Here is a 22,643-nt window from a genome sequence, read left to right as displayed (position 1 = left end):
ATGCGTTTCTTCCTGCTTCTTGGCCTGTTGGTGGGCCTGACTCGGGCCGGCTACGGGCAGGCTCCTCGCCGGCCGGGCGCCGTCAGTGGCTTGCTGACCGACTCGACTTCCGGCAAGCCCCTGCGTGAAGCCTCGGTAACCCTGCTGCTGGCCCGCGATTCAAGCTACGTCAGCTTTGGCATCACTGATGGCGACGGCCGTTTTGCCCTGCGCAACCTGGCTCCCGGCGGCTACCTGGTGCAACTAACGCCGCTGGGCTACCGCCCCCGGTTCCGGCTGGTGAGCCTGATGGAAACCCAACCCACCGCCGATTTGGGCACCCTGCGCCTCGGCCCGCTGGCCCGGCAGTTGGGCGAGGTGGTGGTGACCCAGAACCTGGCTCCGGTGAGCGTGCAGGGCGACACCCTCGACTTCAATGCCCGCGCCTTCAAAACCCAGCCCAACGCGGCCGTGGAAGCCCTCCTGAAGAAGCTGCCCGGCGTGGAAGTAGCCCGCGATGGCAGCATCCGGGCCCAAGGCCAAGCCGTGAACCGGGTGCTGGTTGATGGCAAGCCCTTTTTCGGCGACGACCCCAAAATGGCCACCCGCAACCTGCCAGCCGACATCATCGACCGGGTGCAGCTGTTCGACCAGCAGAACGACCAAGCCGCCTTTTCGGGCATCGACGACGGCAACCGCCAGCGCACCATCAACCTCGTTACCAAGCGCGACAAGCGCAAAGGCTATTTCGGGGCCAACGGCGCGGGCCTGGGCACCAATGGCCGCTACGACGGCAAGCTGGGCCTCAACCGCTTCAACAACGGCCGCCAGTTTTCGGCCCTGGCAATGGCCAACAACGTGAACGAGCCGGGCTTCGCGGCCGATGGCAGCCCCGCCCCCACCGAAAACAGCCCCGGCACTGGCGCACCCACCATGCGGATTCAGGGTAGCAACCCTGCTGCCAAAGGCACCGACCCGCAGCCCACCAGCATTACCGCGGCTGGGGCCGTGGGGCTGAACTACCGCGACGCCTGGGGCAAGCATACCGAAGTAGCGACCAGCTACCTCGCCGGCCGCACCACCGAAACCACCGACCAGCAAATCCATCGCAGCAACGCCGCGGGCTTGCCGCTGCCCGGCGGCGAGGTGGGGCCGCCGCTGCTCACCGACCAGGCTGTGCGCGAGCGCAACAGCACCACCAGCCACCGCTTCAATTTTCGGCTCGACTACGGGCTCGACTCCCTGACTTCGCTGCGCCTCACGCCCTACGCTACCTGGCAGCCCAATACCCTGAGCCGTTTCAATGAGCAGCAATCCAGCAGCGGGGCGCGCCTCCTCAACCAGGGCCAGAGCCAGTACGACGCAGTGGGCACCACTGGCACGGCTGGTGGCAATGCCTTGCTCATGCGCAAGTTTGCGCGTCTGGGCCGCACGTTTTCAGCCAACCTCAACTCGACGCTGAGCCGGCCCGATGCCACGGCCTACAACCAGGCCACCAACCGTTTTTTTGATACCAGCGGCACGCCCACCACGCAGGTACTCAACCAGCGCATTGAGCAGGCCACGCCCGCGCGCACCCACGCCCTCACGCTTTCCTACGCCGAGCCGCTCTCGTTGCGCACCAAGCTCGAAGGCCATTATACCTTCACCGACAGCCGGGGCGAGGGCCGCCGCCGCACCACCGATTTCGACGAAGCCACCGGCCAGTACACCCGCCTGAACCCCGGCCTGAGCAACGAATTCGCCAGCCGCTACCAGGCCCAGCGGGCGGGCCTCACTCTGCAAAAAAAGCGCCTGCGCTACACCGTGGGTCTTGGGCTCGATGGCCAGCTGGCCACCCAACAGGTGCACAACCTCACCGCCAATACCACCGTGTTCCGAAGCTTCGGCCGCTTGCTGCCCAACGCGCTGTTCAGCTACACTGGCCGGGCCAACCGCACGCTGCGCCTCAACTACCGCACCCGGCTGAATGCGCCCACGCCCGCTCAGCTCCAGCCCGTGCGCGACAATACCAACCCGCTCAGCATCGAGGTCGGCAACCCCAATCTGGGGCCCGAATACGTGCAGTCGCTAGTCGCTACCTACTCGCAGTTCAGCCCGGCTACCAACCGCAGCGTGTTTGGCCTGCTCAACGGCAGCCGCGTCGACAACCGCATTGTGGCGGCTACCGCTTTCAGCCCGGGCGGCGTGCAAGCCACCCGCCCCGTGAACGCCGACGGCTACTACAGCCTTACTGGTTTCCTGTCGCTGGGCCAGCGCTTTGCTACCCACAAGCTCAACGTCAACCTGACCACCAATGCCAGCCTCGTCCGCAGCCCAAGCTTTGTGAACGGGCTGCCCAACACCAGCCGCACCTGGAGCCTGGGTCAGGGCGCTAGCGTACATTCCTCCTTCACCGAGCAACTCGAATTCAATCTTGCTTTGAACGCCTCGTACCAGGCGGCGGCCTACTCGCGCCTGCCAACCCAAAACAGCGCTTACTTTTCTCAAACCCTTACCGGCGACGTGTTTTACCAGTTACCCGCCCACTTTGTGCTCACCTCCGACGTGTGGGCCACCAGCAGCACCGGCCGCACTGCCGGCTACAACCCGCGCCTGGTGCTCTGGAGTGTAGGCCTGGCCCGTCAGTTTTTCGCCAACCAGCAGGGCGAGCTCAAGCTTGAAGTGCACGACCTGCTGAACCAGAACCGCAGCCTCGTGCGCAACACCACCGAAACCTATGTTGAAGACGTACGCAGCGTCGTATTGCAGCGGTATTTCCTGCTGAGCTTCACGTACAACCTGCGGCAATTTGGAAAGTAACCGGCCCATTTCAGGTAGCGTGCAGGGTCGTACCCTACTCTTTACCACAACAGCATTTAGCAACGGTAAAACGGCATTCGTCATCAATAAACCCCCATTCGGCAACGCAACCCCTCCCGGCGTACCTTTGCGCTTCCTTATGCTGAAAAACGACCTTTTCCTGCGTGCCGCCCGGGGCGAAGCCACCGAGCGCACCCCCGTCTGGCTGATGCGCCAGGCTGGCCGCATCCTGCCCGAATACCGCGCCCTGCGCGCCCGCCTCTCCGGTTTCAAAGAGCTGGTGGAAACCCCCGAGCTGGCTGCTGAAGTCACCATCCAGCCCATCGACGCGCTCGATGTGGATGCCGCCATTATCTTCTCCGACATCCTGGTGGTGCCCGACGCCATGGGCCTGCCTTACGAAATGGTGGAAGCCCGCGGCCCCCTGTTCCCCACCACTATCAAGTCGGCGGCCGACATTGATAAGCTCCGCATCCCCGACCCCGAAGATGGCCTCGGCTACGTGCTCGATGCCTTGCGCATCACCAAAAAAGCCCTCAACGGCCGGGTGCCGCTCATCGGCTTTGCTGGCGCGCCCTTCACCATCCTGGCTTATATGATTGAAGGACATGGCTCCAAGACCTTCAGCAAAGCCCGCGGCTTCCTCTACAAAGAGCCAGTGCTGGCCCACCGCCTGCTCGCCAAAATCACCGCTACCACCATTGCCTACTTGCAAGCGCAGGTAGCAGCCGGCGCGCAGGTGGTGCAGGTGTTCGACTCCTGGGCCGGCATTCTGCCGCCCGCGCAGTACACCGAGTTTTCGGCCCGCTACATCGCCGAAATCACCGAGGCGCTGGCCCCGCTCGTGCCCGTCACGGTATTCGCCAAAGGTGCCTGGTGGGCCGTGCCCGAGTTCGCCGCCACGCCCTGCCGCACCATAGGCCTCGACTGGAACCAGGACCCCGCCCAGGTGCGCCTGCAAGCCGGTAACAAAACCCTGCAAGGCAACCTCGACCCCTGCGCCCTCTACGGCACTCCCGAGCAGGTAAAAGCCGCTACCGAAGCCATGCTGCGCCAGTTTGCCGGCGGCCCCCACATCGCCAACCTCGGCCACGGCGTCTACCCTGACACCAATCCCGATAACGTCCGCGTTTTCGTGGAAACGGTGAAGGCCTGGCGAGGGTAATTGTGCTGGATAACGCCTTTATAATTGCCGCTGCTGTTGCAGAAATTGAGCAACCTGCATTAGGAGTAACGAAGCAATTTCTGAAAATTCACGCAATAGCTTTTGCAGAAGGGAATCCTAAAGTCGCAGCTATTACGCTTCATGAGGACGACCAATTAGCAATTGTCTATTTCGTGGTCGAAGGCGAAAAGTTTTATCTCGCAATTTCCATTTCCTTGGCCACGTCTCCTTTTGATGCAGAATGGGCCTGGACCCAGGAATGGAATCGAATATCTTTCCATGCTACATCGGATACCCTGGACGCTAAGCAGCTTCTGGAGCTGACCAAACTCAAGCCAACGGATAGCTGGAATAAAGGCGAAAAAAGAAGATTTGGCGGTGCGCTCCGCAAGTACAGTTCTGTTGAATTTGAACCACATCCCGGTCCCGGCGAATTTGAAGTGCAACTCAAGCAACTTCTCACTTTCCTAGAGCATGACTCTGCCGGAATACGCTCCTTGGTCGACCAAGCGGAAGGCTACCTCCGTGTTATTTCCGTCTTTCACAATGGCAATACCATGCTCGGTGGCCTACATCTCGATAAAGAATGTATCCAACGCATGGCGGCGCTAAATCTTGAAATCGATTTCGACCTCTACGCTGAGGGAAATTTCTATAAGAACGACGATTGAACCGCATTTAGCTACTTACAATGCCCGCATCATTGTGGAAACGGTGAAGGCTTACTGCGGGTAGCTCACCTTCCCACCACCCTTCTCTGCATGGATTCCAGCCTCGACCACATCACTGCCCTTTTCGCCCAAATGCAGGCCAGTGGCTTCGACACCTCCGCTCCGCTGAAATGGTGCTATTATTTCACCGATGCGCAAATGGCTCCCTTGCGCCCCCTGTTTGAGCAGCTGCGGGACGAAGGCTACGCGAACGAGTACATCGGCCAGGTCGAAGAAGGCCAACCCTGGACGCTGTTCATGAGCAAAACCGAACTACTGACTCCCGCGCTGTTACACGAACGCAACCTGGTGTTTAACCAGCTCGCCGCCCATCACGGCATTGCCGCCTACGATGGATGGCGAGTTGAGAAGATGACGCTGTTCAACCCCGAATAATCGCGTCGGCGATTCCCCATTTCTCTCCTTCATGGACGTAAAAGACAGCAACGGCACCCTACTCGCCGAAGGCGACTCGGTTACCCTCATCAAAGACCTCAAAGTAAAGGGCTCCTCACTCACGCTTAAGCGCGGCACGCTGGTCAAAAACATCCGCCTCACCAACAGCGCTGCCGAAATTGAGGGCCGCGCCGGTGGCAGCACCATGGTGCTCAAAACCGAGTTTCTGAAGAAGGCTTAGCACTGCTATGTTAATTTTATTCATCAGAAAACAAGCGGATGATACTAGAAAATATTTATCGCTTGGATTACCCGATTTACGACCCTGAGGCAGCAAGTGGCGCATGGCCTATTAGCGCCGACCCTGATGCTTCTGTTGAATCTCAGCCGCTGGGCTTGCTTCTACAATTTTCTTCGCTCGCTACTGGGCTATTCGTCTATATAACAAACGATTCCGAACAGATTTGCTACGAAGTTGTAAACGTAGCAGATATGCTTGCTTACGTTCCAAACTACTTTGGATATATCTCCCTAGTATCCGAGCAATCTGATATGCAGAAATTGGTTGGAAGCGAGTTACAACAAATCCATATGGGATTTGCAGATGGTCATCCTCTAGACCATAAATTATTATTTGGCATCAAACTGGAATTTGATGCCAGCGCATTAATCTTTCTTAACAACTGCGACGAAGGCTGCTATTTATTTGAAGGCAGTGAAAAACATGTAGACTTCTTTACCCATTATTCCAAGGTTTTCACCGAAATCAAGTGGCAGGAACAGCATCAGCTTTTGGAACAAATAGCAGCGTGAAGCAGAGCAATTCGGTTTGCTATAAGCCAGCTTCCTGCGCTTCTTCCAGCAGCCGCTGCTTTTCCACGGGCACCACGCCCACCTGCTCGCACACCAACCCGCCGCCCAGGTTGGCCAGCGCCGCCGTGAAGGCCGCCGGCCGGCCCAGCGCCACGCACAGCGCCGCGATGCTGATGACGGTGTCGCCCGCGCCCGACACGTCGGAAATGATGCGCAGATGGGCCGGCAGGTAGGTTTTCTCCGCTGCCTGCTGCGCAAATACCCCGTATTCGGAGAGCGTTACCAGCACCATTTCAGGCGTGAGTTCCTCCCGCAATCGGGCTACCGCAGCCTCGAAGCCGGCGCGGTCAGTGTTGGGCTCGCCAAACTCTAGCTTCAGCCCCTCGCGCAGTTCCTTCAAATTAGGCTTGAAGAGCGTGCAGTGGCGGTAAGCCAGGAAGTTCTTCTTCTTGGGGTCGACCACCGTGGGGATGCCATGCTGCCGAGCACGGGCAATACACTCGGTGATGACGGCCTCGCTGAGCACGCCCTTGTCGTAATCCTCAAAAATCACCACATCGGCGCGGACCAGCAGGTCGTCGTAGGCGGCCAGCAGTTGCTCAGCTTCCTCGGCGTTAAGGTCCGTTTCAATCTCCGAGTCGATGCGCAGCAGCTGTTGGCCGTGAGCCAGGATGCGCTGCTTCACGGTGGTGGGCCGTGCCGCGCTGCGGATGAGGCCGTCGGCGGGTAGGTCGCGCTCGTGCAGCAGTTGCAGTAGTTGGTCGCCGCCTGCATCGGTGCCAATCACGGCGCACAGCAGCGGCGTAGCGCCCAGGGCCTGCACGTTCAGGGCCACGTTGGCGGCCCCGCCGAGGCGGTTTTCGGTGCGGGCCACGTGCACCACCGGCACGGGGGCCTCGGGCGAAAGGCGCGTGGCGCGGCCCCACACGTAAGCATCCACCATCACGTCGCCAATAATGAGGACGCACAGGTTATTGAAGTCGTTGAACAGGTCGGTGAGGGAAGTTTCGGGCAAGGTTTCGCTGAATTTACGACGCTAAAAAGAACGTCATGCAGAGCGCCGCGAAGCATCTCGCGGACTTTAACTAACTCAATCGATTGGATTTACTTGAGCCCGCGAGATGCTTCGCTGCGCTCTGCATGACGTTCTGATTAACTAATTACGCCAGCTTCGCCAGACTCACCTTGATGCGCCGAAACGCCTCGACCAGCTTGTCATCGGCGGCGGCGGTGCTGAAGCGCAGGCACTCCGGCGCGCCAAATGCCTCGCCCGACACCGACGATACATGCGCGTTATTCAGAATAAACAGCGCTAAATCGGAGGAATTGCGGATGGTGCTGCCATCGGGCGCAGTGCGGCCGAAGAAGGCCGACACCTCGGGGAAGATGTAGAAGGCCCCGCTGGGCGTGGGGGTATTCAGCCCGGGAATGTCCTGCACCAGTTCTAAAACCAGGTCGCGGCGGCGGCGGTAGGCAGCGGCCATCTCATCGGCCGATGCCCGGCCACCGGCCAGCGCGGCCACCCCAGCCCGCTGCGTGATAGAACAAGTGCCCGATGTAATCTGGCCCTGCATTTTGTCGCAGGCAGTGGCAATATCCTGGCGGGCCGCTAGGTAGCCCAAGCGCCAGCCCGTCATAGCGTAGCCCTTCGAGAAGCCGTTCACGGTGATAACCCGGTCAGCCACCGCCGGAAACTGCGCCAGGCTCACGTGCTCGCCCACGAAGTTGATGTACTCATAAATCTCGTCGGCCAGGGCGTACACCTGCGGGTAACGGGCCAGCACCTCGGCAATGGCGCTCAACTCGGCGCGGTTGAACACGGCGCCGGTTGGGTTGCACGGCGACGAATACATAATGAGCTTGGTGCGGGGCGTGATGGCCGCCTCTAGCTGCGCGGCGGTGGCCTTGTAGTCGTTTTCGCGGGTGCCCACCAGTGGCACAGCCACGCCGCCGGCCAGCTTCACCATCTCCTCGTAGCTCACCCAATACGGCGAAAACACGATGACTTCATCGCCCGGATTCACCAGGCTGAGGATGACGTTGGCCAGGGCCTGCTTGGCGCCGGTGCTCACCACAATCTGGGTAGGTTGGAAATCAAGCTGGTTATCGCGCTTCAGCTTATCGCAGATGGCCTGCCGCAGCTCCGGGATGCCGGGCACGGGCGTGTAAAAGGTGTAGCCGTCATCCAGGGCCTTTTTGGCGGCGTCCTTGATGTATTGCGGCGTCTGAAAATCGGGCTCGCCGAAGCTGAGGTTGATGACATCGACGCCCTTGGCGGCCAACTCGCGGCCCTTCTTGGCCATGGCAATGGTGGCCGACTCGGTCATGGCAAGCAGGCGGTCGGAAAGCGGCGAAACAAGAGCGGACGTAGCGGTATCAGACATGAAGAGCAGCGGTGAATGCGGGGTAAAGGTAAGACGGCCGCCCAGTAGCGTGGACTCTGCGAGTCCGAGCTTGCCGGAAGGCCGAACAGTTCCTGCTTGGCGCGGACTCGCAGGGTCCACGCTACATTGCTGCTTACTGCCCCAGCTGCCGCCAGCAGCGCCAGAGCACGGTGAGGTCCATGCCGGGCTCGTAGTCTTTGGCGTAGAGCAGCTCCAGACGGCGCTTCGTGACTTCGGTGAGCGGCGCGGCGGCGTTGGCCGCATCCGCTGGCGACACCACGGCCGGCACGGTACGGGCCGGGGCCGGCGTGTGGCGCAGGCCCACCCAGGTGCGCTGGCCCAGCAGTACGGCCACGCAGTTGCGCAGGAATCCGGCTTTGTTGGGCTGAAACCAGATGAGCAGTGGAGCCAGCAGCAGCAGGCCGGCGCTGCTGAGCAAGTCAACCAAGCGCTTGGCGCGGGCTTTCTGGGGCTGGTTCAGGTTCAGCTCGATGTCGAGGGTATAGTAGTCGCCGGGCGCATCCTTGCTGCTGCTGCCGATGATGTACTGGCTGTCCTCGGGCAAAATTTTGTAGGCCACCGGCGGGTCGGCCGGCAGGCTCAGCATCAGGGCAATGATTTGGCTGGCGGGCAGGTCCTTGCCGCAGAAAATCAGCTCATTCAACGCGTACAGCCGGATAATGTCGGCGAGTTGGCGCAGCTCGCCCAAGGCTTCGCCAATGGGCGAATGGGCAAATGGGCGAACCGGCGAAGAAGCTTTTTCAGCCGCCACCGGCTCGGGCGTTTCCGGCAGCACGCTCACGTAGCCTATCACGCGGGCTGATACGTGGGCAGCTTCCAGCAGCTGGTGCACGCGCTGGCTTTCGGGCCCCGAGCCCACGATGGCAATGTTTTTCTGGTGCCGCTCGCTCAGGCGCAGGTTTTTGTATTTGAGGAAATGCGCCAGCAGCTGCCGGCCCACCAGCGCCGTCACGGCCCATACGCCGCCCAGAATGATGAGGGCTTTCGAGAAGCGCCAGGCGTCGAGGAAGTTGGAAGCGGCCGAAATCAGGAGCGTGCCCACGGCCACGCCCCGCACAATGCGCGAGGTGCGCACCGGCTGGTCGTAGCCCCCACTTAGATAAGTCGAAGTGAGCCAGACGAGAATGTAGGCCGGCACGGCCGCGGCCATGTACTGCGGCGGGTAGTCGCCGGGCACGAACTTGTGGTTGCGCTCCCAGTAGGTTTTCAGGCAGTACATACCACCCCAAATCAGGCCGGCATCGAAGAGCAGGGGCGCGGTGCGGCGCAGGAGGCGCTCGGCCACGGCGGCGCCCGCCCGCAGCCAGATGGCCGCGTTTATCAGCAACGAAAACAGGCCCGCCCGGCCCGGTGCGAAATGCTTCTGGGCAAAAATGACCATGGCCCGGTAAAACACGAACACGTAGTTCACGCTGGTGCGCTTGGTACTTTCGCCCTTGTAGTGGATGATGCGCGTGCCGGGGAAATAATAGTTCTGCCAGCCGCCCTGCGTGAGGCGGTACGAGAGGTCAATGTCCTCGCCGTACATGAAATAGTCTTCGTCGAGCAGGCCGATTTCATCCAGCGCGGCCTTGCGCAGCAGCATAAACGCCCCGCTCAGCACCTCCACCTGGTGGGTTTCGTCCTTGTCGAGAAAGCCCAGATGGTAGCGCCCAAAGGTGCGCGACTTCGGCATCAACTTGGCCAGCCCAAACATTTTATAGAACGCCACGGCCGGCGTGGGCAGCCCGCGCTTGCTCTCGGGGAGGAAGTGGCCCTGGCCGTCGAGCATCTTCACGCCCAAGCCGCCGCAGGTTGGGTGCGCGTCCATGAAGTCGCAGCAGGCCCGGAAAGTGTCTTCTTCCACCACTGTGTCGGGGTTCAGCAGCAACTGGTACTGGCCGGTGGCGCGGCGCAGGGCCTGGTTGTTGGCCTTTGAGAAGCCCGGGTTGTCGTGGTTGGCAATGAGAATAACCTCTGGAAAGCGCGCCCGCACCATGGCGACCGAGCCGTCGGCCGAGTTATTGTCGACCACGAATACCTCTACCGGCTGTGCCAGCTTCTCCACGGCCCGCCGCACCGAGAGCAGCGCCTGCTCCAGGAAATAGCAGACGTTGTAATTGACAATAATAACGGAGAGCTTCACCACGAAGGGCGAAATTAAGCCGCGCCGGCTTGCGAGAGCTATTTTAAGGAGTCCGACCGGGTCAGGAGCGTCTAAAAGAGGAATTTGAAGGGGTACAGACTCGGCCGGACTGCCTAAAATTCCTCTTTTAGGCAGTCCGGACTCGGCAGGAGTGCTTGCGAAAGCTGCTTTGAGCACTCCCGACCAGTCCGGCCCCTTTACAATTCCACTTTTAGGCATGCCAGCCGCGCCCGAAGCGGTAAAGAGTCTTTGCCTGCCTGCTGGCGGCACTTGACCGGGCCGGTCCGACCGCCCTAGGCGGTCCGACCGGTTGAAGAACCCCCGATTCTGTCCCGCCAATAACCGGTCGGACCGCCTAGGGCGGTCGGACCGGAGCAACAACCGCCGTTTTGGGCAAGGACAAGACTCTATCCAGAGCCGGGCCTTCACATTATTTAGGGTAGTCGCTCAGAGAGGACGGATTGCCGCGCTGTGCTCGTAATGACAGTTACGCCTGCCGCAGCCGGTCTACGATGCTACGGCCGAGGGTAATTTCGTCGGCATATTCCAGCTCGCCGCCCATCGGAATGCCACGGGCAATGGTGCTGATGTGCACGTTGGGCAAATCGCGCAGGCGGCGCGAGAGGTAGAAAGCCGTGGTGTCACCTTCCATGGTGGGCGAGATGGCGAGTATCACCTCGCGCACTTCCGAGTCTTCGCCCGAAGCACGGGCCACCAGTGAATCGATGTGCAGGTCGGAAGGCCCAATGCCCTCAATGGGCGAAATAACGCCGCCCAATACGTGGTAAACGCCCTTATACTGGCCGGTGTTTTCGATGGCGATAACGTCGCGCACATCCGACACCACGCACACGAGGCTGTGGTCGCGCAGCTTGTTGGCGCAGATGCCGCATTCCTCCGCATCGGAAATGCTGTGGCAGGTGTTGCAGTACGTGATTTCGAAGCGCATTTTGGCCAGGGCTTCGGCCAACGAGGCAGTGGTGTCCATCTCGGCCTTCAGCAGGTGCAGGGCCAGGCGCAGGGCCGTTTTGCGGCCAATGCCGGGCAGGCGCGAAAGCTCGCCCACGGCGTTTTCAATCAGTTTTGAGGGAAATTCCATTCAGGAGGAAAAGTGTTGAAAACGTTTGTCATCCTGAGCGGAGCGAAGGACCTTATCACGAACGCAACGATTGAAGTCATTGCATATCGCTCTGACCTGATAAGGTCCTTCGCTCCGCTCAGGATGACAGCTATACTATCAAACGACGTCGGCGGAAATGCCGCGGTCGTGAATGGCCGTGCACATGGGCTCCAGCTCTTCATAGGTGCCCACTTTCACGGCACACTTGCCCTTGTAGTGGATGAGCAGCGTGCACTGCTCGGCCTGCTCGGGCTGGTGGCCGCACACGTCCATCAGAGTTTTGATGACGTGGTCGAAGGTGTTGATGTCATCGTTGTACACCACCAGGTTGCGCAGCTCTACCGCTTCTTCGAGCAGCAGAACGTCTTCATCGTAGTCAATTTGCGGACGCGTGTTCATAGGGCAAATTTACGCAGGAAACCCCGCGTGGGGCAGCTTATTATAACCCCGTCGGCGGCGGTTTCGTTTCGTCAGATTCGCCCCAATTTTGTGCCGCCGCGCCCCTGCCGCCGGCTCAGCCCTTTGCCTCATCTATGCCCGTTCCGTCCGCCGATTTCAAAAAAGCCCTCAAGCGCCTGTCCGAGCCCGAGAAGGAAGCCCTGCTGCTGCGCGCCGTGCGCCGCGACGCCGAGCTCTACGAAACTTTCCGCTTCGAGCTATTGGCCGACATCACCCTGGGCCAGATTCAGGAAGAAACCGCCGACCGCATTCACGAGCTGTTCAACGTGGCCGTAACCGGCCGCCTCCTCAACCGCAGCCTCGTGAAGGCCGTGCGCGCCAGTGTGCAGGAGGCCGCCCGCGCCCGGCGTATCACCAAAAACAAGCAGCTCGAAATTGACCTGCTCGTGTACATCCTGCGGCAGTGCATCGACAACTTTTCGGGCCAGTTCGACAGTGTGTGGGATGGTTTCTACAACACCACAGCGCGCCTCGCATCCAAGCTACCGCCCCTCATCCTCAAATCCCTGCACGAAGACCTATGGGTCGAATATCAATCCGAGCTAAACGATATTCTGAGCGAGTTGCACCGCCGCAAAAAGAGCCACAATCTCAAATTTGAACTGCCCCGCACCTTCGAGATTCCCGAATAAAAAAAGCCCGCCGAATCCGGCGGGCTTTTTCATTTCAACAGTCAAGTGGCCAAAGTCCACTGGCTGTTGGGCAATTAGGCCTTCTTGGCGATCACGTTGAAAGTCAGGTCGAAGGTGTCGTAGATAGCCTTGTCGCCGATGCTCTCAAAGAACGACTTCGAGCCGTATTTAAGGCCAAACTTGGTGCGGTCGATGGTCATTTTGCCGGTTGCGGCGGCCACCCCGTTCTTCACGCCCACTTTGGCGGGGAAGCTGAGGCGCTGCGTCACGCCCTTGATGGTCATGTCGCCAGTGATGGTGGCATTGTCGGCCGCTGCAGCAGCGCCTTTGATGGGCGTGATGCTCACGATTTTAAACGTCGAGGTGGGGAATTTCTCCACGCCGAAGAAGTCGTCGCTGCTCATATGGCCCACAAACTTGCCCTGGCTGTCAGCATCCTTGATATCAGTTGCCTTCATGGTCTTCATGTCGACGGTTACCGTGCCGCCCACTACGGCGTTACCTTTCACCAAGAGCTCGCCCGAAGCAAATTGCATGGTACCGTTGTGGCCGTGCGTCACAGCTTTGCCTTCCCAACCCAAGGTGCTCAGCTGCGGTTGCAGGGCGTAAGCGGGAGCGTTGGTAGCCATCTTGGCGCTATTCATTTTCTGAGCCGTGGCTGCGGGGGCAGCACCCAGTACGGCAACAGCGAACAGAGCAGGCAGGAGGAATTTTTTCATGACAAAAGGAATTGAAAAAAGGTAAGAGGAGGAAAAGCTGGGGGTGATTTTAGTTGTCAGGAGCTAGTCTGCTGAGCGGATTTTATCGAGCAGGTGGTTTAACTGGCGCAGTTCTTCTTCTTCGAGCTGCGACAGGCCCGAAACCTGGTCCACGCCCGCCGCATCAATTTGCTCGAGCAGCGTCAGGCCGGCCGGGGTAATTCGGATGTCGACGGCCCGACGGTTGGCTGGGCACACGGTGCGGGTCACTAATTTTTTTTCTTCGAGGCGGTCCACGATGCGCGAGGCATTGCTGGTTTTGTCGAGCATGCGCTCAATGAGCAGCGCCACGGTTGCGGGCAACGGGTGCTGCCCCCGCAGAATGCGCAGAATGTTGAACTGCGGCAGCGTCAGGCCGAAGCACTTAAACGCCGTGGCCTGCCGGAGCTGCAACCATCCTGCTGTAAAAATCAGGTTAATGTGAGCCTTCTGGAGCTCGCTGCGAAAGATGGGCTGCTTGATTTCGTCTTCGATGCGCATAGATGATACTGGAATCGGCTGCAAATATATGTACCTACATTTAATGTCGCAACATTGTTCCTACAAATTTCTATTTTTTATTGAATCTGGCTGGCGCATGGCCAAAACCTCGCCAACCTTCGTAGGCTGCTGCATTCACCTTCCCCTTTTTGCTATGCAACGTTTCGGAATATTTTTGCTGGTGGCTGTTTTGGCCACCGCCACCCCTCGTTTCGCTGCCGCTCAAGACGGTGGCTTTCCGGTGCAAACTACGGCCAGCACCCGGTTTGTAATGCAGAACGGCGAAGTAGTAAAGCGCGACGGCAGCCAGGTTACGGCACTCAGCCAAAACGTGAAGCTCGCCAGCGGCGTCAAAATCAACTATAAAAACGGCATCGTCGAAATGCCCGCTGACAAGATTAACCCCAAGGGCAAAAAAATAACCCTCCGCGAGGGCGATTATGTACGCGCCGATGGCGGGGTAGTATTCGCCACGCCCGGCAGTGCAGCCGCCGCCAAAGGGGCTGCCCCCACCCCACCCAGCGCCACGTATGAGAAGTACGTGCAGCGCGGCCCTGGCTACGCCGAACCCGCCCAGCGCGTGTCCATGCTTAACAAAAAAATCGAGCTGCTAAACCAGAAAATCAGCCTGCTTAGCCAGGGCCGGAGCGACTTGCCCGATACCAAAGCCATCGACGCCCAGCTCGCCGACCTCGAGTCGCAGCTGAACGCGCCGGTGAAATAAGCTGCTCCGGCTACGCCCGCAATTGCAAGAGCCCTTCGGCCTCCGTCACGAGGCCGAAGGGCTCGTCTTGTATGATAAGAAAGCCATCGAGGTCGAGCACATCGGCCAAGCTGCCAATTTGCAGGGCAGCGGCAATGCCAACGGTGGTTTCAACCATACAGCCCAGCATGGGCAGCAGGCCGTGCGCGCGGGTGCGCCGCAGCAGGTCGATGCCGCGCCGGAAACCCCCAGCTTTCATCAGCTTCACGTTCACCCCGTGGAATTGCTCGGCGATATCCGCAAAATCGGCGGAATCAGTCACCGACTCGTCGGCCAGCAACGGTACCCCACTGCGGGGGCGCAGGTAGCGGTAGTCGGCGGCGCAGGCAGCGGGCATGGGCTGCTCGAGCAGGCGCAGGTGCAGCCCGGGCAGGGCGCGGGCCTGCTCCAGAAATTGCAGCACGCCGTCGGCATCGGGCCAGGTTTCGTTGCCGTCTACCAACAAGGGGTGGCCGGGCAGGGCGCGGGCTACTTCGCGCAGCAAGTCCAGCCCTTCGGTCGCGTTTACCTTGATTTTGAGCAGCTGAAAGCGGGACGCGTTTTGCGTACTCAGAAAAGCAGCTACCGCACCGGGCTCCATAATTGGCAGCGAAAACGCAGTGGCCGCCGTTGGGGCGGGTGCGGGTACGCCCAAATACTGCCATACCGGCTGGCCGGCGCAGGCAGCCAGCCACTCCACCAGCGCAGCCTCCAGGGCAAAGCTCAGGGCATGGGCTGCGGGGTGTGCGGCGAGTAGGGCATCTAATTCGTCTAAAGTGGCTACATCGGGCAGGCCATGTTCTTGCAGCGTCGCAAACTGTTGCTGCAGCAGCTCAGGGGTTTCGCCGTAGCGCACGTTGGGTGCAGCCTCGCCCTGGCCGCTGTTGCCATTGCCAGCGACTTTCACCAGCATATTGGTTTTGCTGCTGGAAGCATTGCGGGAGATTTTCCAGGTGTACCGCAGGGGCAGCATCAAGGGCGTTATCGACCAGATGGGCATGATGTAGATTAAAACCAAGGGCTCCACGCGGAGGCCTTTTGTTGCGTGAAGTACGCGGCTACGGGCAGAAAGTAACAAACCCTGCTGCTGCCATTCGCCGAGAAAATGCCGGCGTTGAACGACCCAGCTTAGTACTCCAACAATTATTTCATGTCTATCACTGACCAAAAGATGAAAAAGCTTCATCCGATAATACATTTGCACCAGTCGAACTTACCCTTTTCCGCTAATAAATTTCACTTTTACGTTTTCTGCAACTATGAAATCTCCGTTCCTTTCTTCTTTGGTGCTGGCAGCCGGCTTGCTCACAGCAACTGTTGCCCCGCTCAGCGCTCAAAAGCGTAACACACAGGCTGCCAATGGCTCATTGCCCTGGTTCACGGTGGCAAACAAAATGATGGTGGTGCAAACCGGCACCACGACCAAAGTGCTGGACAAGGACGTGACCCTGCCCAATGGCAGCCGAGTAGAGTACCGCACCCAGTCGATGGTGCTGGCCAATGGCACCCGGGTGCACCTGAAGGAAGGCGACCTGCTCAGCCTGAACGGTGAGCTGATTCAGAAGTCGCCGAGCAATGTGGCCCCGCCGGCCGATGCCACTGCCAGCCTGGTGCCCATAGCCAGCTCCGCTCCTGCTGCTCCCAAACCGGCCGCACCCGCACCACGCGCCGTAGCAGCTACTCCTCCTGCGGCCTCCGTGGCTACCGCTCCGGCCGCCGCCGCGTTCTCCTACCGCTCCGAAGCACCAGTGAATGGCAAGCTGCGTGGCGTGGTCGAACTGGGTGCCAGCGGCTTCAATATGTTCATCATCCGCGTCGATGACAAACGCAACTGGAAGCTGGAGAAAGCAGAATTTGGCAACAGCCTGGTAATGGAGAACATGGCTACCGAAGAAGACGTCCGCACCGGCCTCAAATCCTACATCGGTAAGATGCTGGACTTTGGCGTACCCGGCCGCGACATTCATTTCGTGGTAAGCTCGGGCGCAGCAATGGCCGAAAACACCCGCCGCATTGTGAAGGGCCTGGAAGCGCTGAAATACGTGGTAACCACCGTGACGCCCGAGCGCGAAGGCACCTTGGGCCTGCGCGCCGCCCTGCCTGCCGCCTACGCTACCAAAGGCTTTGTGGTAGACATGGGCTCGGCCAACAGCAAGATATCGTGGTACGCCAACGGGCAGCCGCGCGTGGAAGACACCTACGGCTCGAAATACTACGAGAAGAACGTGGACGATGCAACCGTGGCTGCGGCGGTGAAAGCCAAAGCGGCTCAGGTTCCGGCCAACCTGCGCGGCACCTGCTACATCATCGGCGGGGTGCCCTATGAGTTGGCCAAGGCAGTGCGCCAGGGCCAGGAGGCCTTCACCGTACTCAAAGCCCCCTCCGACTACACCCAGCTGAGTGGCGCCAAAATGAAGTCGGGCCTGAATATTTATCAGGCCCTGGCCCAAGCCACCGGCTGCCAGCAGTTCGTGTTCGGCTACGACACCAATTTCACCATCGGTTACCTGCTGTCGCTGTAAGTACTTCCTACAAACTTAGCTGCCCTCGAATGCCCCGTGCCACGCGCACGGGGCATTTTTTTGGCCCCTACCAAGCAGACTCCTCAGGGCAAATGGCGTTGGCTGGGCGGATAATGCCGTTCTTTAGGCTCGTAATTCGTTTTTCTGGTACTCCCACCCTCGCATGCTTAAATCACGCTTACTCCTCATTGCCGTCGTTCTTGTTATTCTGGCTGCCATCCTCACGGTGCTGAACACCGCCCTGCCGCCTGCGCTACCAGTTGCGGCGCGCTGGCTCGCATTGGCCGCTATTGCCGCAGCTGCCGCCCCTCGTCGCTCCCTTACGCTCTGGATTGTGGTGAGCATGCTGGTCGGCATCGAGCTCGGCCACGATGCCCCCGGCGTAGCCATGAGCCTGAAAGTCCTCAGCGATGCCTTCCTGCGTCTCGTTAAAACCATCATCGCGCCGCTGGTATTCGCCACGCTGGTGGTGGGCATTGCCGGCCACGCCGACCTGAAACAAGTGGGCCGCATGGGCATAAAAGCCCTGGTGTACTTTGAAATCGTCACCACGTTTGCACTCTTTATTGGCCTGGGCGCCATCAACCTCACCAAAGCCGGCGTGGGCATCAGCCGCGTGGGTGTGAAAGAAGAGGCCCTGGCCGCCGCCCCACCGCAGACAGCAGCCGACATCATCCTGCACATTTTTCCCGAGAACATTGCCAAGTCGGTGGCCGAAGGTCAGGTGCTGCAGGTTGTAATTTTCGCCATTTTGTTCGCCATCGGCCTGGCCCTCACCCCCGAGCGGCCCCGCCGCGTGATGCTCGACTTTTGTGAAAGCCTGTCGGAAGTCATGTTCAAATTCACCAACGTGGTGATGTACTTCGCGCCGCTCGGTGTGGGAGGCGCTCTGGCTTACACGGTCGGCAAAATGGGCTTCGCCCCGCTGCTGAATGCCTTGCAGCTATTGCTAACCCTATATGGGGCGCTCATCGCCTTTGTGCTGGTAGTGTTGCTGCCGGTGGCACTATTTGCACGCCTGCCGCTGCGCCGTTTCATCGCGGCCGTGGCCGAGCCGGTAAGCATTGCCTTTGCCACCACGTCGTCGGAGGCCGCTCTGCCCCGGGCCATGGAAGCCATGGAAGGCATTGGCGTGCCCCGCCGCATCGTGGCCTTTGTGATGCCCACGGGCTATTCCTTCAACCTCGACGGCACTACGCTGTACCTGTCGCTGGCGGCCGTGTTTGTGGCCCAGGCGGCGGGCGTGCCCCTTTCCTTCGGCCAGCAATTGCTGATGGTATTTACGCTCATGCTCACCAGCAAGGGCGTGGCCGGCGTGCCGCGCGCCTCGCTCGTTATTTTGCTCGCCACGGTGGCTTCGTTCAACTTGCCGGCGTGGCCGGTGTTTATTATCCTGGGTATTGATGCCCTGATGGACATGGCCCGCACGGCCGTAAACGTGCTCGGCAACTGCCTTGCCTCGGCTGTGGTGGCGCGTTGGGAGGGTGAGTTTGTAGATGGTTACGTGGGCCCGGACCCAGCAGCTGAGTAATCAGGTGCCAATAGCGAAATTGAACAAAAAAAAGGTGCCCGGGGTTAGTCCGGACACCTTTTTTTGTGGAATATTCAGGGAAAATGGCTGTAGCACCAGATTAATACCGTAATTTAGCCTTAGAAACCCTGCAGCGGGGTTTCGTATGGATATAAGACAATTTTTGCTTTTCTTCTTTTTATCGGGCTTTTCTATTACCTTCAAGATATGAAAATGATTCGTCAATGGTCAGTGGTGGCGCTGGTGCCTGCCCTGTTGGGAGCTGCCTCCTGCGTTTCGGTTAAAAACCAGATGAAGAGCACGCCCACGGCAGCCATTGCCAACCGCCTGCCCCCGCTGGAAATTCTGGCCGACCAAGGCCCCCTGGCCATGAACGACGGCGCATTGCCCGAAGACCCGCTCAAACTGTTCCAGCAGGAATGCCGCATCAACCTGACCGAGCCCACCGACTCGGCCACCTACGGCTACGCCAAACTGGTGGTAAAAAAGGTGAAAACTCTGCGCACTGGCCGCGGCCTGCAAGGCGCACAGGTGCTCACGTTCCTGCTGCCAGCCGTGGTAGGGGTGCCGCTGGAGTGGTATAAAACCACCCTGCAAGCCGAAGTGCAGGTGAGCGATGCCGCTGGCAACCTGCTTGGCTCGTACGATGGTACAGGCACTTCGGAAGTGAAGGTGGCCATGTACCACGGCTACTCGCAGACCGACGCTCCCCGCCTGGCCGATATCATTGCCTTGCGCGGAGCCATGGCCAAAATTCGCACCCAGCTCGATACCGCTACTGCCCGCCTGCGCCCGCTGCTGCTGGCCGGTGGTACCGTAGAAAACCCAACTATTCCAGCTGCCTCGTCGTCGGCTACGGGCGGCCGTTAAGCCCCGCGTTCCTAAGTAGGCGAATTCTCTTTAGGCCCGCTGCTTCCATTGGCTCCATCTGGGCACGTGGCGGCGGCGGGCCTTAACTTTAGCCCCTGATGGCTTTACCTCTGATTTCCCGATTGGCGACCCTGGCTAGCCTTGGAGCCCTGCTCGCAGGCTGCTGCGCCAACAACGTGTGCGACTGCCCCAACGAAGCCGAGGCCGATGCTATTCGGATTGTGTTCGGCCAGAAGTTTTTGGCGACCGACCTTGATACGCTGCTTTTGGTGCGCTACCTGCGTCCGGACCTCAAGAACCCGGCGGCGGTGCTGCCCAAGCCCGAAGCCGTGACGTTGCCACGCACCGCCGCGCAGCTGGCCGCCAACGAGGCTTTGCTTATTAACAACACGGCGCCATTTGGTCAGTTTGGCAGCGCCCGCCTCGATACTTTCAGGTATGTGGTGCGCTATTACCCCAATGGCACCCGAAAGGCCAGCCAAGTGGCGTTGTTCATCGACCAGATAAAGCTGGGCGGTAGCTTCGAAGGCAACGGGTGCTGCACGTGCTACACCAATTCGCGCAAAATTGCCCTTACCCGGCTTGCGGCCGACTCGCTAAAGGCTGTCACTTATACCGATTTACGGCAGGTACAGGCCCTCATCGTTACGAAGCCGTAGTCGCCCCAGGCTTGCGCCTCGTATAGTAAATGATGGCCAGAAGGTCGCCCGCGTTAACCAATTTCCTGTATGGCTACTGCCTCCACTCCTATTGACTCTGTTTCGGGAGTAGCCGCAGCTGCTCCGGCAGCGGCGGCTTCAACCGCCCCGGCGTTTCCGTTTCGTACAACCCTTAGCCTCGCGCCCCTGGTCGAATACTGGCGTGAGCGGGAGCAGTCGGCCAACGCCGGCGTAGCCCTGCTGGCACAGGCCGTCGGAAAGCAAGTGGCCCAGGCGGCGTGGATAACCCACCCGGTGGCCGAGCCCAAGGTGTTGGAGGAGCACTGCGATTTAATAGAAACTTTAATGCTGGCCGTGTTTCCGCCGGCTTCGCTGGCTACGGACATCAGCGGGGCAGTGGGGCCATTTCAGCGGCGCAGCTTTTTTGCCACCCGCCTGTTCCGCGACATCATGCTGAACAAGGATGGCCTAGTGAAACAGCCGCTTAACATCAACATGGCAGCCATGGACCGGCAGCTCGGCCTGATGGCTTACCAGCTGGTGCTCCACCGCGTATACGGCACCGAACTGCCCGCCCTGGGCGCCATTGTGTTCACGGTGCCCGACTACAAAATTGGTCTTTATCGCCACTACAGCGTGGGGTTCGACTCGACGTTTGTGCGCGTGCGGGTGCTGGGCGAGGCCCCTACCCTCACCGATGAACAGCGCGAAACCCTGCTGCACAACCGCCACAGGCCCGAAGTGTGGCAGGCGATACTGCCGGCCGAGCATTTCGAGCTGGAAGGCTTCAACGTACTGCGCCTGACCGACGTAACCGAGCAGGAAATTCTTTCTGAGTTGAAGTATGACCTGCTGGAGCGCGACGTGCTGCAAACGCCGGCCCGCTTCGAACAAATTCAGGAGAAGTTGCGGGTACTGTTTGCCCAGCCAGCACTGCAGCTCGGCATTGCGGCCTACGACGAGAAGAAGAAGGCCTTTATGGACTTCGGGCGCAAAATCAACCACAGCTTCCTCACCAAGCAGGTGCAGACCAAGGCCGCCGATAGCAGCTTCCGCCAGATTTACCACCGCCTGCTGAGCAGCCGCGAGCCGCTGGTGCTTAAGGATGTGGCGAATTCTGACCTGCCTGACGACCTGCGTCAGCAGATTATGGGCCTGGGCATCCGGTCGGCCATTCTGGCCCTGCTGCCCTATGGCAACGACACCGTGGGCCTGCTGGAGCTAGGCACGCCCGACGGTGGCGGCCTCGATGAATTCGACATGGACAAAGTGGCGCAGTTCGTGCCGCTGTTTGCCGTGGCCGTAAAGCGCAACGCCGAAGACCAGCAAACCCGCGTGCAGGCTATTGTGCAGCAGAAGTTTACCGCTATTCATCCCACCATGGAGTGGCGCTTTACCGATGCAGCCCGCAACCTGCTGGCCCAGTTCGACGAGGGCAACCGGACGGCGGAGATGGAGGCCATTGTGTTCGAAGACGTGTACCCGCTGCACGGCTCCTGTGATATTCGGAGCAGCAGCACGGTACGCAACGAGGCCATTCAGGGCGACCTGATGGAGCACCTGACGCTGGCCAATAAGGTACTGAAAAAGGCTTCAGAGTACCAGCAGCTCCCCATTCTGGACGAGTTGAAGTTCTACGTCACCAAAAATCTGAAGCGCCTGCGCGAGGGCCTGCTCACGGGCGACGAAGCCAACATTTACGACTCGCTGAAGCGCGAGGTAGAGCCGCTGTTCGAATACCTGGCCACGCATACCACCGAGTTGCGTCCGGTTATTACCAATTACTGGCAGAACATCGACCCGCGGCTGGGCATCCTCTACAAGCGCCGCAAAGATTTTGAGCTGAGCGTGACCACGCTCAACGATGCCGTAAGCGACTACCTCGACGAGGAAGAAGATAAGGCGCAATTGATGTTTCCGCACTATTTCCAGCGCTACAAAACCGATGGCGTGGAGTTCAACATCTACGTGGGCAGCACGCTGGTGCAGGACAAGCCTTTCGACCTGGTGTTCCTAAAAAACCTGCGCCTGTGGCAGTTATTGACGATGGTGGAAATCACCCGCCGTACCGCCGCCCTCAAGCCCACGCTACCCGTGCCGCTCGATACTACCCAGCTCATCCTCATTCATGGCCAGCCGCTGAGCATTCGCTTCCGGCAGGATGAACGCCAGTTCGATGTGGACGGAGCCTATAACATCCGCTACGAAATCATCAAGAAGCGCATCGACAAAGCCACCGTGCAGGGCACTGGCGAGCGCCTCACCCAACCCGGCACCATTGCTTTGGTGTACGCGCAAAGCCGTGAGGCCGTGGAGTATTACGAGTACATCGACTACCTGCAAGACCGTGGCCTGCTCGAGCCCGGCGTGGAGGAGTTGGAGTTGGAGGAGTTGCAGGGTGTAAAGGGGCTGCTGGCTTTGCGCGTGCGGGTGCAGCTGTAACGATACAGAACGTCATGCTGAGCGCAGTCGAAG

At 59.7% G+C, this 22,643-nt stretch carries 21 protein-coding genes; 13 read left to right on the top strand and 8 right to left on the bottom strand.

Annotated features, from left to right (window positions below; translation table 11 throughout):
- From ABD837_RS22250 to ABD837_RS22225, 6 genes are all read left to right on the top strand, one after another.
- Positions 1–2,781: an outer membrane beta-barrel protein gene (locus tag ABD837_RS22250; RefSeq protein WP_345059005.1), complete on the top strand. Its 2,781-nt coding sequence runs from the start codon at positions 1–3 to the stop codon at positions 2,779–2,781.
- Positions 2,782–2,920: 139 nt separating this feature from the next.
- Positions 2,921–3,946 (top strand): uroporphyrinogen decarboxylase, encoded by a 1,026-nt coding sequence (gene hemE, locus ABD837_RS22245; protein WP_345059003.1) that lies wholly within the window; start codon positions 2,921–2,923, stop codon positions 3,944–3,946.
- A gap of 2 nt (positions 3,947–3,948) precedes the next feature.
- Positions 3,949–4,617, top strand: a complete 669-nt coding sequence (locus tag ABD837_RS22240; protein WP_345059001.1) for a DUF4279 domain-containing protein — start codon at positions 3,949–3,951, stop codon at positions 4,615–4,617.
- A gap of 90 nt (positions 4,618–4,707) precedes the next feature.
- Positions 4,708–5,052, top strand: coding sequence for a ribonuclease E inhibitor RraB (locus ABD837_RS22235; protein WP_345058999.1), 345 nt, complete (start codon positions 4,708–4,710; stop codon positions 5,050–5,052).
- Between the two features lie 31 nt (positions 5,053–5,083).
- Positions 5,084–5,293 (top strand): zinc ribbon domain-containing protein YjdM, encoded by a 210-nt coding sequence (locus ABD837_RS22230; protein WP_198068951.1) that lies wholly within the window; start codon positions 5,084–5,086, stop codon positions 5,291–5,293.
- 38 nt (positions 5,294–5,331) lie between these two features.
- On the top strand, positions 5,332–5,865 hold the full coding sequence (locus ABD837_RS22225) for a hypothetical protein (protein WP_345058995.1): 534 nt from the start codon (positions 5,332–5,334) through the stop codon (positions 5,863–5,865).
- A gap of 19 nt (positions 5,866–5,884) precedes the next feature.
- On the opposite strand, the gene ABD837_RS22220 is transcribed toward ABD837_RS22225, so the two are convergent.
- The 5 genes from ABD837_RS22220 to ABD837_RS22200 all read right to left on the bottom strand — a co-directional run bounded on the left by ABD837_RS22220 (position 5,885) and on the right by ABD837_RS22200 (position 11,914).
- On the bottom strand, positions 5,885–6,880 hold the full coding sequence (locus tag ABD837_RS22220) for a bifunctional heptose 7-phosphate kinase/heptose 1-phosphate adenyltransferase (protein ID WP_345058993.1): 996 nt from the start codon (positions 6,878–6,880) through the stop codon (positions 5,885–5,887).
- 145 nt (positions 6,881–7,025) lie between these two features.
- Positions 7,026–8,249: a pyridoxal phosphate-dependent aminotransferase gene (locus ABD837_RS22215; protein ID WP_345058991.1), complete on the bottom strand. Its 1,224-nt coding sequence runs from the start codon at positions 8,247–8,249 to the stop codon at positions 7,026–7,028.
- A 133-nt stretch (positions 8,250–8,382) separates the two neighbouring features.
- Positions 8,383–10,398 carry a glycosyltransferase gene (locus ABD837_RS22210; RefSeq protein ID WP_345058989.1) on the bottom strand — a complete coding sequence of 672 codons (2,016 nt, stop codon included), beginning with the start codon at positions 10,396–10,398 and terminating at the stop codon, positions 8,383–8,385.
- Between the two features lie 484 nt (positions 10,399–10,882).
- Entirely contained in the window at positions 10,883–11,494 is a 612-nt protein-coding gene (gene recR, locus ABD837_RS22205; RefSeq protein WP_345058987.1) for a recombination mediator RecR, read from the bottom strand.
- Between the two features lie 138 nt (positions 11,495–11,632).
- The gene (locus tag ABD837_RS22200) at positions 11,633–11,914 is read right to left on the bottom strand and encodes an ATP-dependent Clp protease adaptor ClpS (RefSeq protein ID WP_345058985.1); all 282 of its coding nucleotides are present in this window, start codon (positions 11,912–11,914) and stop codon (positions 11,633–11,635) included.
- A gap of 134 nt (positions 11,915–12,048) precedes the next feature.
- On the opposite strand from ABD837_RS22200, the gene ABD837_RS22195 reads away from it, so the two are divergent.
- Complete coding sequence (locus ABD837_RS22195; RefSeq protein WP_345058983.1) at positions 12,049–12,606, top strand: hypothetical protein; 558 nt, start codon at positions 12,049–12,051, stop codon at positions 12,604–12,606.
- 74 nt (positions 12,607–12,680) lie between these two features.
- Here ABD837_RS22195 and ABD837_RS22190 read toward each other — a convergent pair whose 3' ends face one another.
- Entirely contained in the window at positions 12,681–13,325 is a 645-nt protein-coding gene (locus ABD837_RS22190; protein ID WP_345058981.1) for a YceI family protein, read from the bottom strand.
- A gap of 63 nt (positions 13,326–13,388) precedes the next feature.
- Positions 13,389–13,844: a MarR family winged helix-turn-helix transcriptional regulator gene (locus tag ABD837_RS22185; RefSeq protein WP_345058979.1), complete on the bottom strand. Its 456-nt coding sequence runs from the start codon at positions 13,842–13,844 to the stop codon at positions 13,389–13,391.
- Between the two features lie 154 nt (positions 13,845–13,998).
- Here ABD837_RS22185 and ABD837_RS22180 point away from each other — a divergent pair, with 154 nt between their 5' ends.
- Positions 13,999–14,568 carry a DUF6799 domain-containing protein gene (locus ABD837_RS22180; RefSeq protein WP_345058977.1) on the top strand — a complete coding sequence of 190 codons (570 nt, stop codon included), beginning with the start codon at positions 13,999–14,001 and terminating at the stop codon, positions 14,566–14,568.
- A 10-nt stretch (positions 14,569–14,578) separates the two neighbouring features.
- On the opposite strand, the gene ABD837_RS22175 is transcribed toward ABD837_RS22180, so the two are convergent.
- The gene (locus tag ABD837_RS22175) at positions 14,579–15,586 is read right to left on the bottom strand and encodes an enolase C-terminal domain-like protein (protein WP_345058976.1); all 1,008 of its coding nucleotides are present in this window, start codon (positions 15,584–15,586) and stop codon (positions 14,579–14,581) included.
- A 259-nt stretch (positions 15,587–15,845) separates the two neighbouring features.
- Here ABD837_RS22175 and ABD837_RS22170 point away from each other — a divergent pair, with 259 nt between their 5' ends.
- The 5 genes from ABD837_RS22170 (at position 15,846) to ABD837_RS22150 (ending at position 22,610) form a co-directional block, all read left to right on the top strand.
- Positions 15,846–17,108 (top strand): DUF6799 domain-containing protein, encoded by a 1,263-nt coding sequence (locus tag ABD837_RS22170; protein ID WP_345058975.1) that lies wholly within the window; start codon positions 15,846–15,848, stop codon positions 17,106–17,108.
- Between the two features lie 163 nt (positions 17,109–17,271).
- Complete coding sequence (locus ABD837_RS22165; protein ID WP_345058973.1) at positions 17,272–18,639, top strand: dicarboxylate/amino acid:cation symporter; 1,368 nt, start codon at positions 17,272–17,274, stop codon at positions 18,637–18,639.
- Positions 18,640–18,846: 207 nt separating this feature from the next.
- Positions 18,847–19,509 (top strand): hypothetical protein, encoded by a 663-nt coding sequence (locus tag ABD837_RS22160; RefSeq protein ID WP_345058971.1) that lies wholly within the window; start codon positions 18,847–18,849, stop codon positions 19,507–19,509.
- 98 nt (positions 19,510–19,607) lie between these two features.
- Positions 19,608–20,168 (top strand): hypothetical protein, encoded by a 561-nt coding sequence (locus tag ABD837_RS22155; protein WP_345058969.1) that lies wholly within the window; start codon positions 19,608–19,610, stop codon positions 20,166–20,168.
- Between the two features lie 69 nt (positions 20,169–20,237).
- The gene (locus tag ABD837_RS22150) at positions 20,238–22,610 is read left to right on the top strand and encodes a GAF domain-containing protein (protein ID WP_345058967.1); all 2,373 of its coding nucleotides are present in this window, start codon (positions 20,238–20,240) and stop codon (positions 22,608–22,610) included.
- Positions 22,611–22,643: the final 33 nt, after the last annotated feature.

It is taken from the genome of Hymenobacter glaciei (assembly GCF_039539585.1).
In the GTDB taxonomy this organism is placed as follows: Bacteria; Bacteroidota; Bacteroidia; order Cytophagales; family Hymenobacteraceae; genus Hymenobacter; species Hymenobacter glaciei.
This window is presented reverse-complemented; position numbering and strand designations above follow the sequence as displayed.

Excerpts from the sequence above, each read along its gene's own strand:
- ABD837_RS22250 (WP_345059005.1), top strand. The coding sequence starts at position 1 with ATGCGTTTCTTCCTGCTTCTTGGCCTGTTGGTGGGCCTGACTCGGGCC.
- hemE (WP_345059003.1), top strand. The coding sequence starts at position 2,921 with ATGCTGAAAAACGACCTTTTCCTGCGTGCCGCCCGGGGCGAAGCCACC.
- ABD837_RS22235 (WP_345058999.1), top strand. The coding sequence starts at position 4,708 with ATGGATTCCAGCCTCGACCACATCACTGCCCTTTTCGCCCAAATGCAG.
- ABD837_RS22230 (WP_198068951.1), top strand. The coding sequence starts at position 5,084 with ATGGACGTAAAAGACAGCAACGGCACCCTACTCGCCGAAGGCGACTCG.
- ABD837_RS22225 (WP_345058995.1), top strand. The coding sequence starts at position 5,332 with ATGATACTAGAAAATATTTATCGCTTGGATTACCCGATTTACGACCCT.
- ABD837_RS22215 (WP_345058991.1), bottom strand. The coding sequence starts at position 8,249 with ATGTCTGATACCGCTACGTCCGCTCTTGTTTCGCCGCTTTCCGACCGC.
- recR (WP_345058987.1), bottom strand. The coding sequence starts at position 11,494 with ATGGAATTTCCCTCAAAACTGATTGAAAACGCCGTGGGCGAGCTTTCG.
- ABD837_RS22200 (WP_345058985.1), bottom strand. The coding sequence starts at position 11,914 with ATGAACACGCGTCCGCAAATTGACTACGATGAAGACGTTCTGCTGCTC.
- ABD837_RS22195 (WP_345058983.1), top strand. The coding sequence starts at position 12,049 with ATGCCCGTTCCGTCCGCCGATTTCAAAAAAGCCCTCAAGCGCCTGTCC.
- ABD837_RS22190 (WP_345058981.1), bottom strand. The coding sequence starts at position 13,325 with ATGAAAAAATTCCTCCTGCCTGCTCTGTTCGCTGTTGCCGTACTGGGT.
- ABD837_RS22185 (WP_345058979.1), bottom strand. The coding sequence starts at position 13,844 with ATGCGCATCGAAGACGAAATCAAGCAGCCCATCTTTCGCAGCGAGCTC.
- ABD837_RS22180 (WP_345058977.1), top strand. The coding sequence starts at position 13,999 with ATGCAACGTTTCGGAATATTTTTGCTGGTGGCTGTTTTGGCCACCGCC.
- ABD837_RS22175 (WP_345058976.1), bottom strand. The coding sequence starts at position 15,586 with ATGCCCATCTGGTCGATAACGCCCTTGATGCTGCCCCTGCGGTACACC.
- ABD837_RS22170 (WP_345058975.1), top strand. The coding sequence starts at position 15,846 with ATGAAATCTCCGTTCCTTTCTTCTTTGGTGCTGGCAGCCGGCTTGCTC.
- ABD837_RS22165 (WP_345058973.1), top strand. The coding sequence starts at position 17,272 with ATGCTTAAATCACGCTTACTCCTCATTGCCGTCGTTCTTGTTATTCTG.
- ABD837_RS22160 (WP_345058971.1), top strand. The coding sequence starts at position 18,847 with ATGAAAATGATTCGTCAATGGTCAGTGGTGGCGCTGGTGCCTGCCCTG.
- ABD837_RS22155 (WP_345058969.1), top strand. The coding sequence starts at position 19,608 with ATGGCTTTACCTCTGATTTCCCGATTGGCGACCCTGGCTAGCCTTGGA.
- ABD837_RS22150 (WP_345058967.1), top strand. The coding sequence starts at position 20,238 with ATGGCTACTGCCTCCACTCCTATTGACTCTGTTTCGGGAGTAGCCGCA.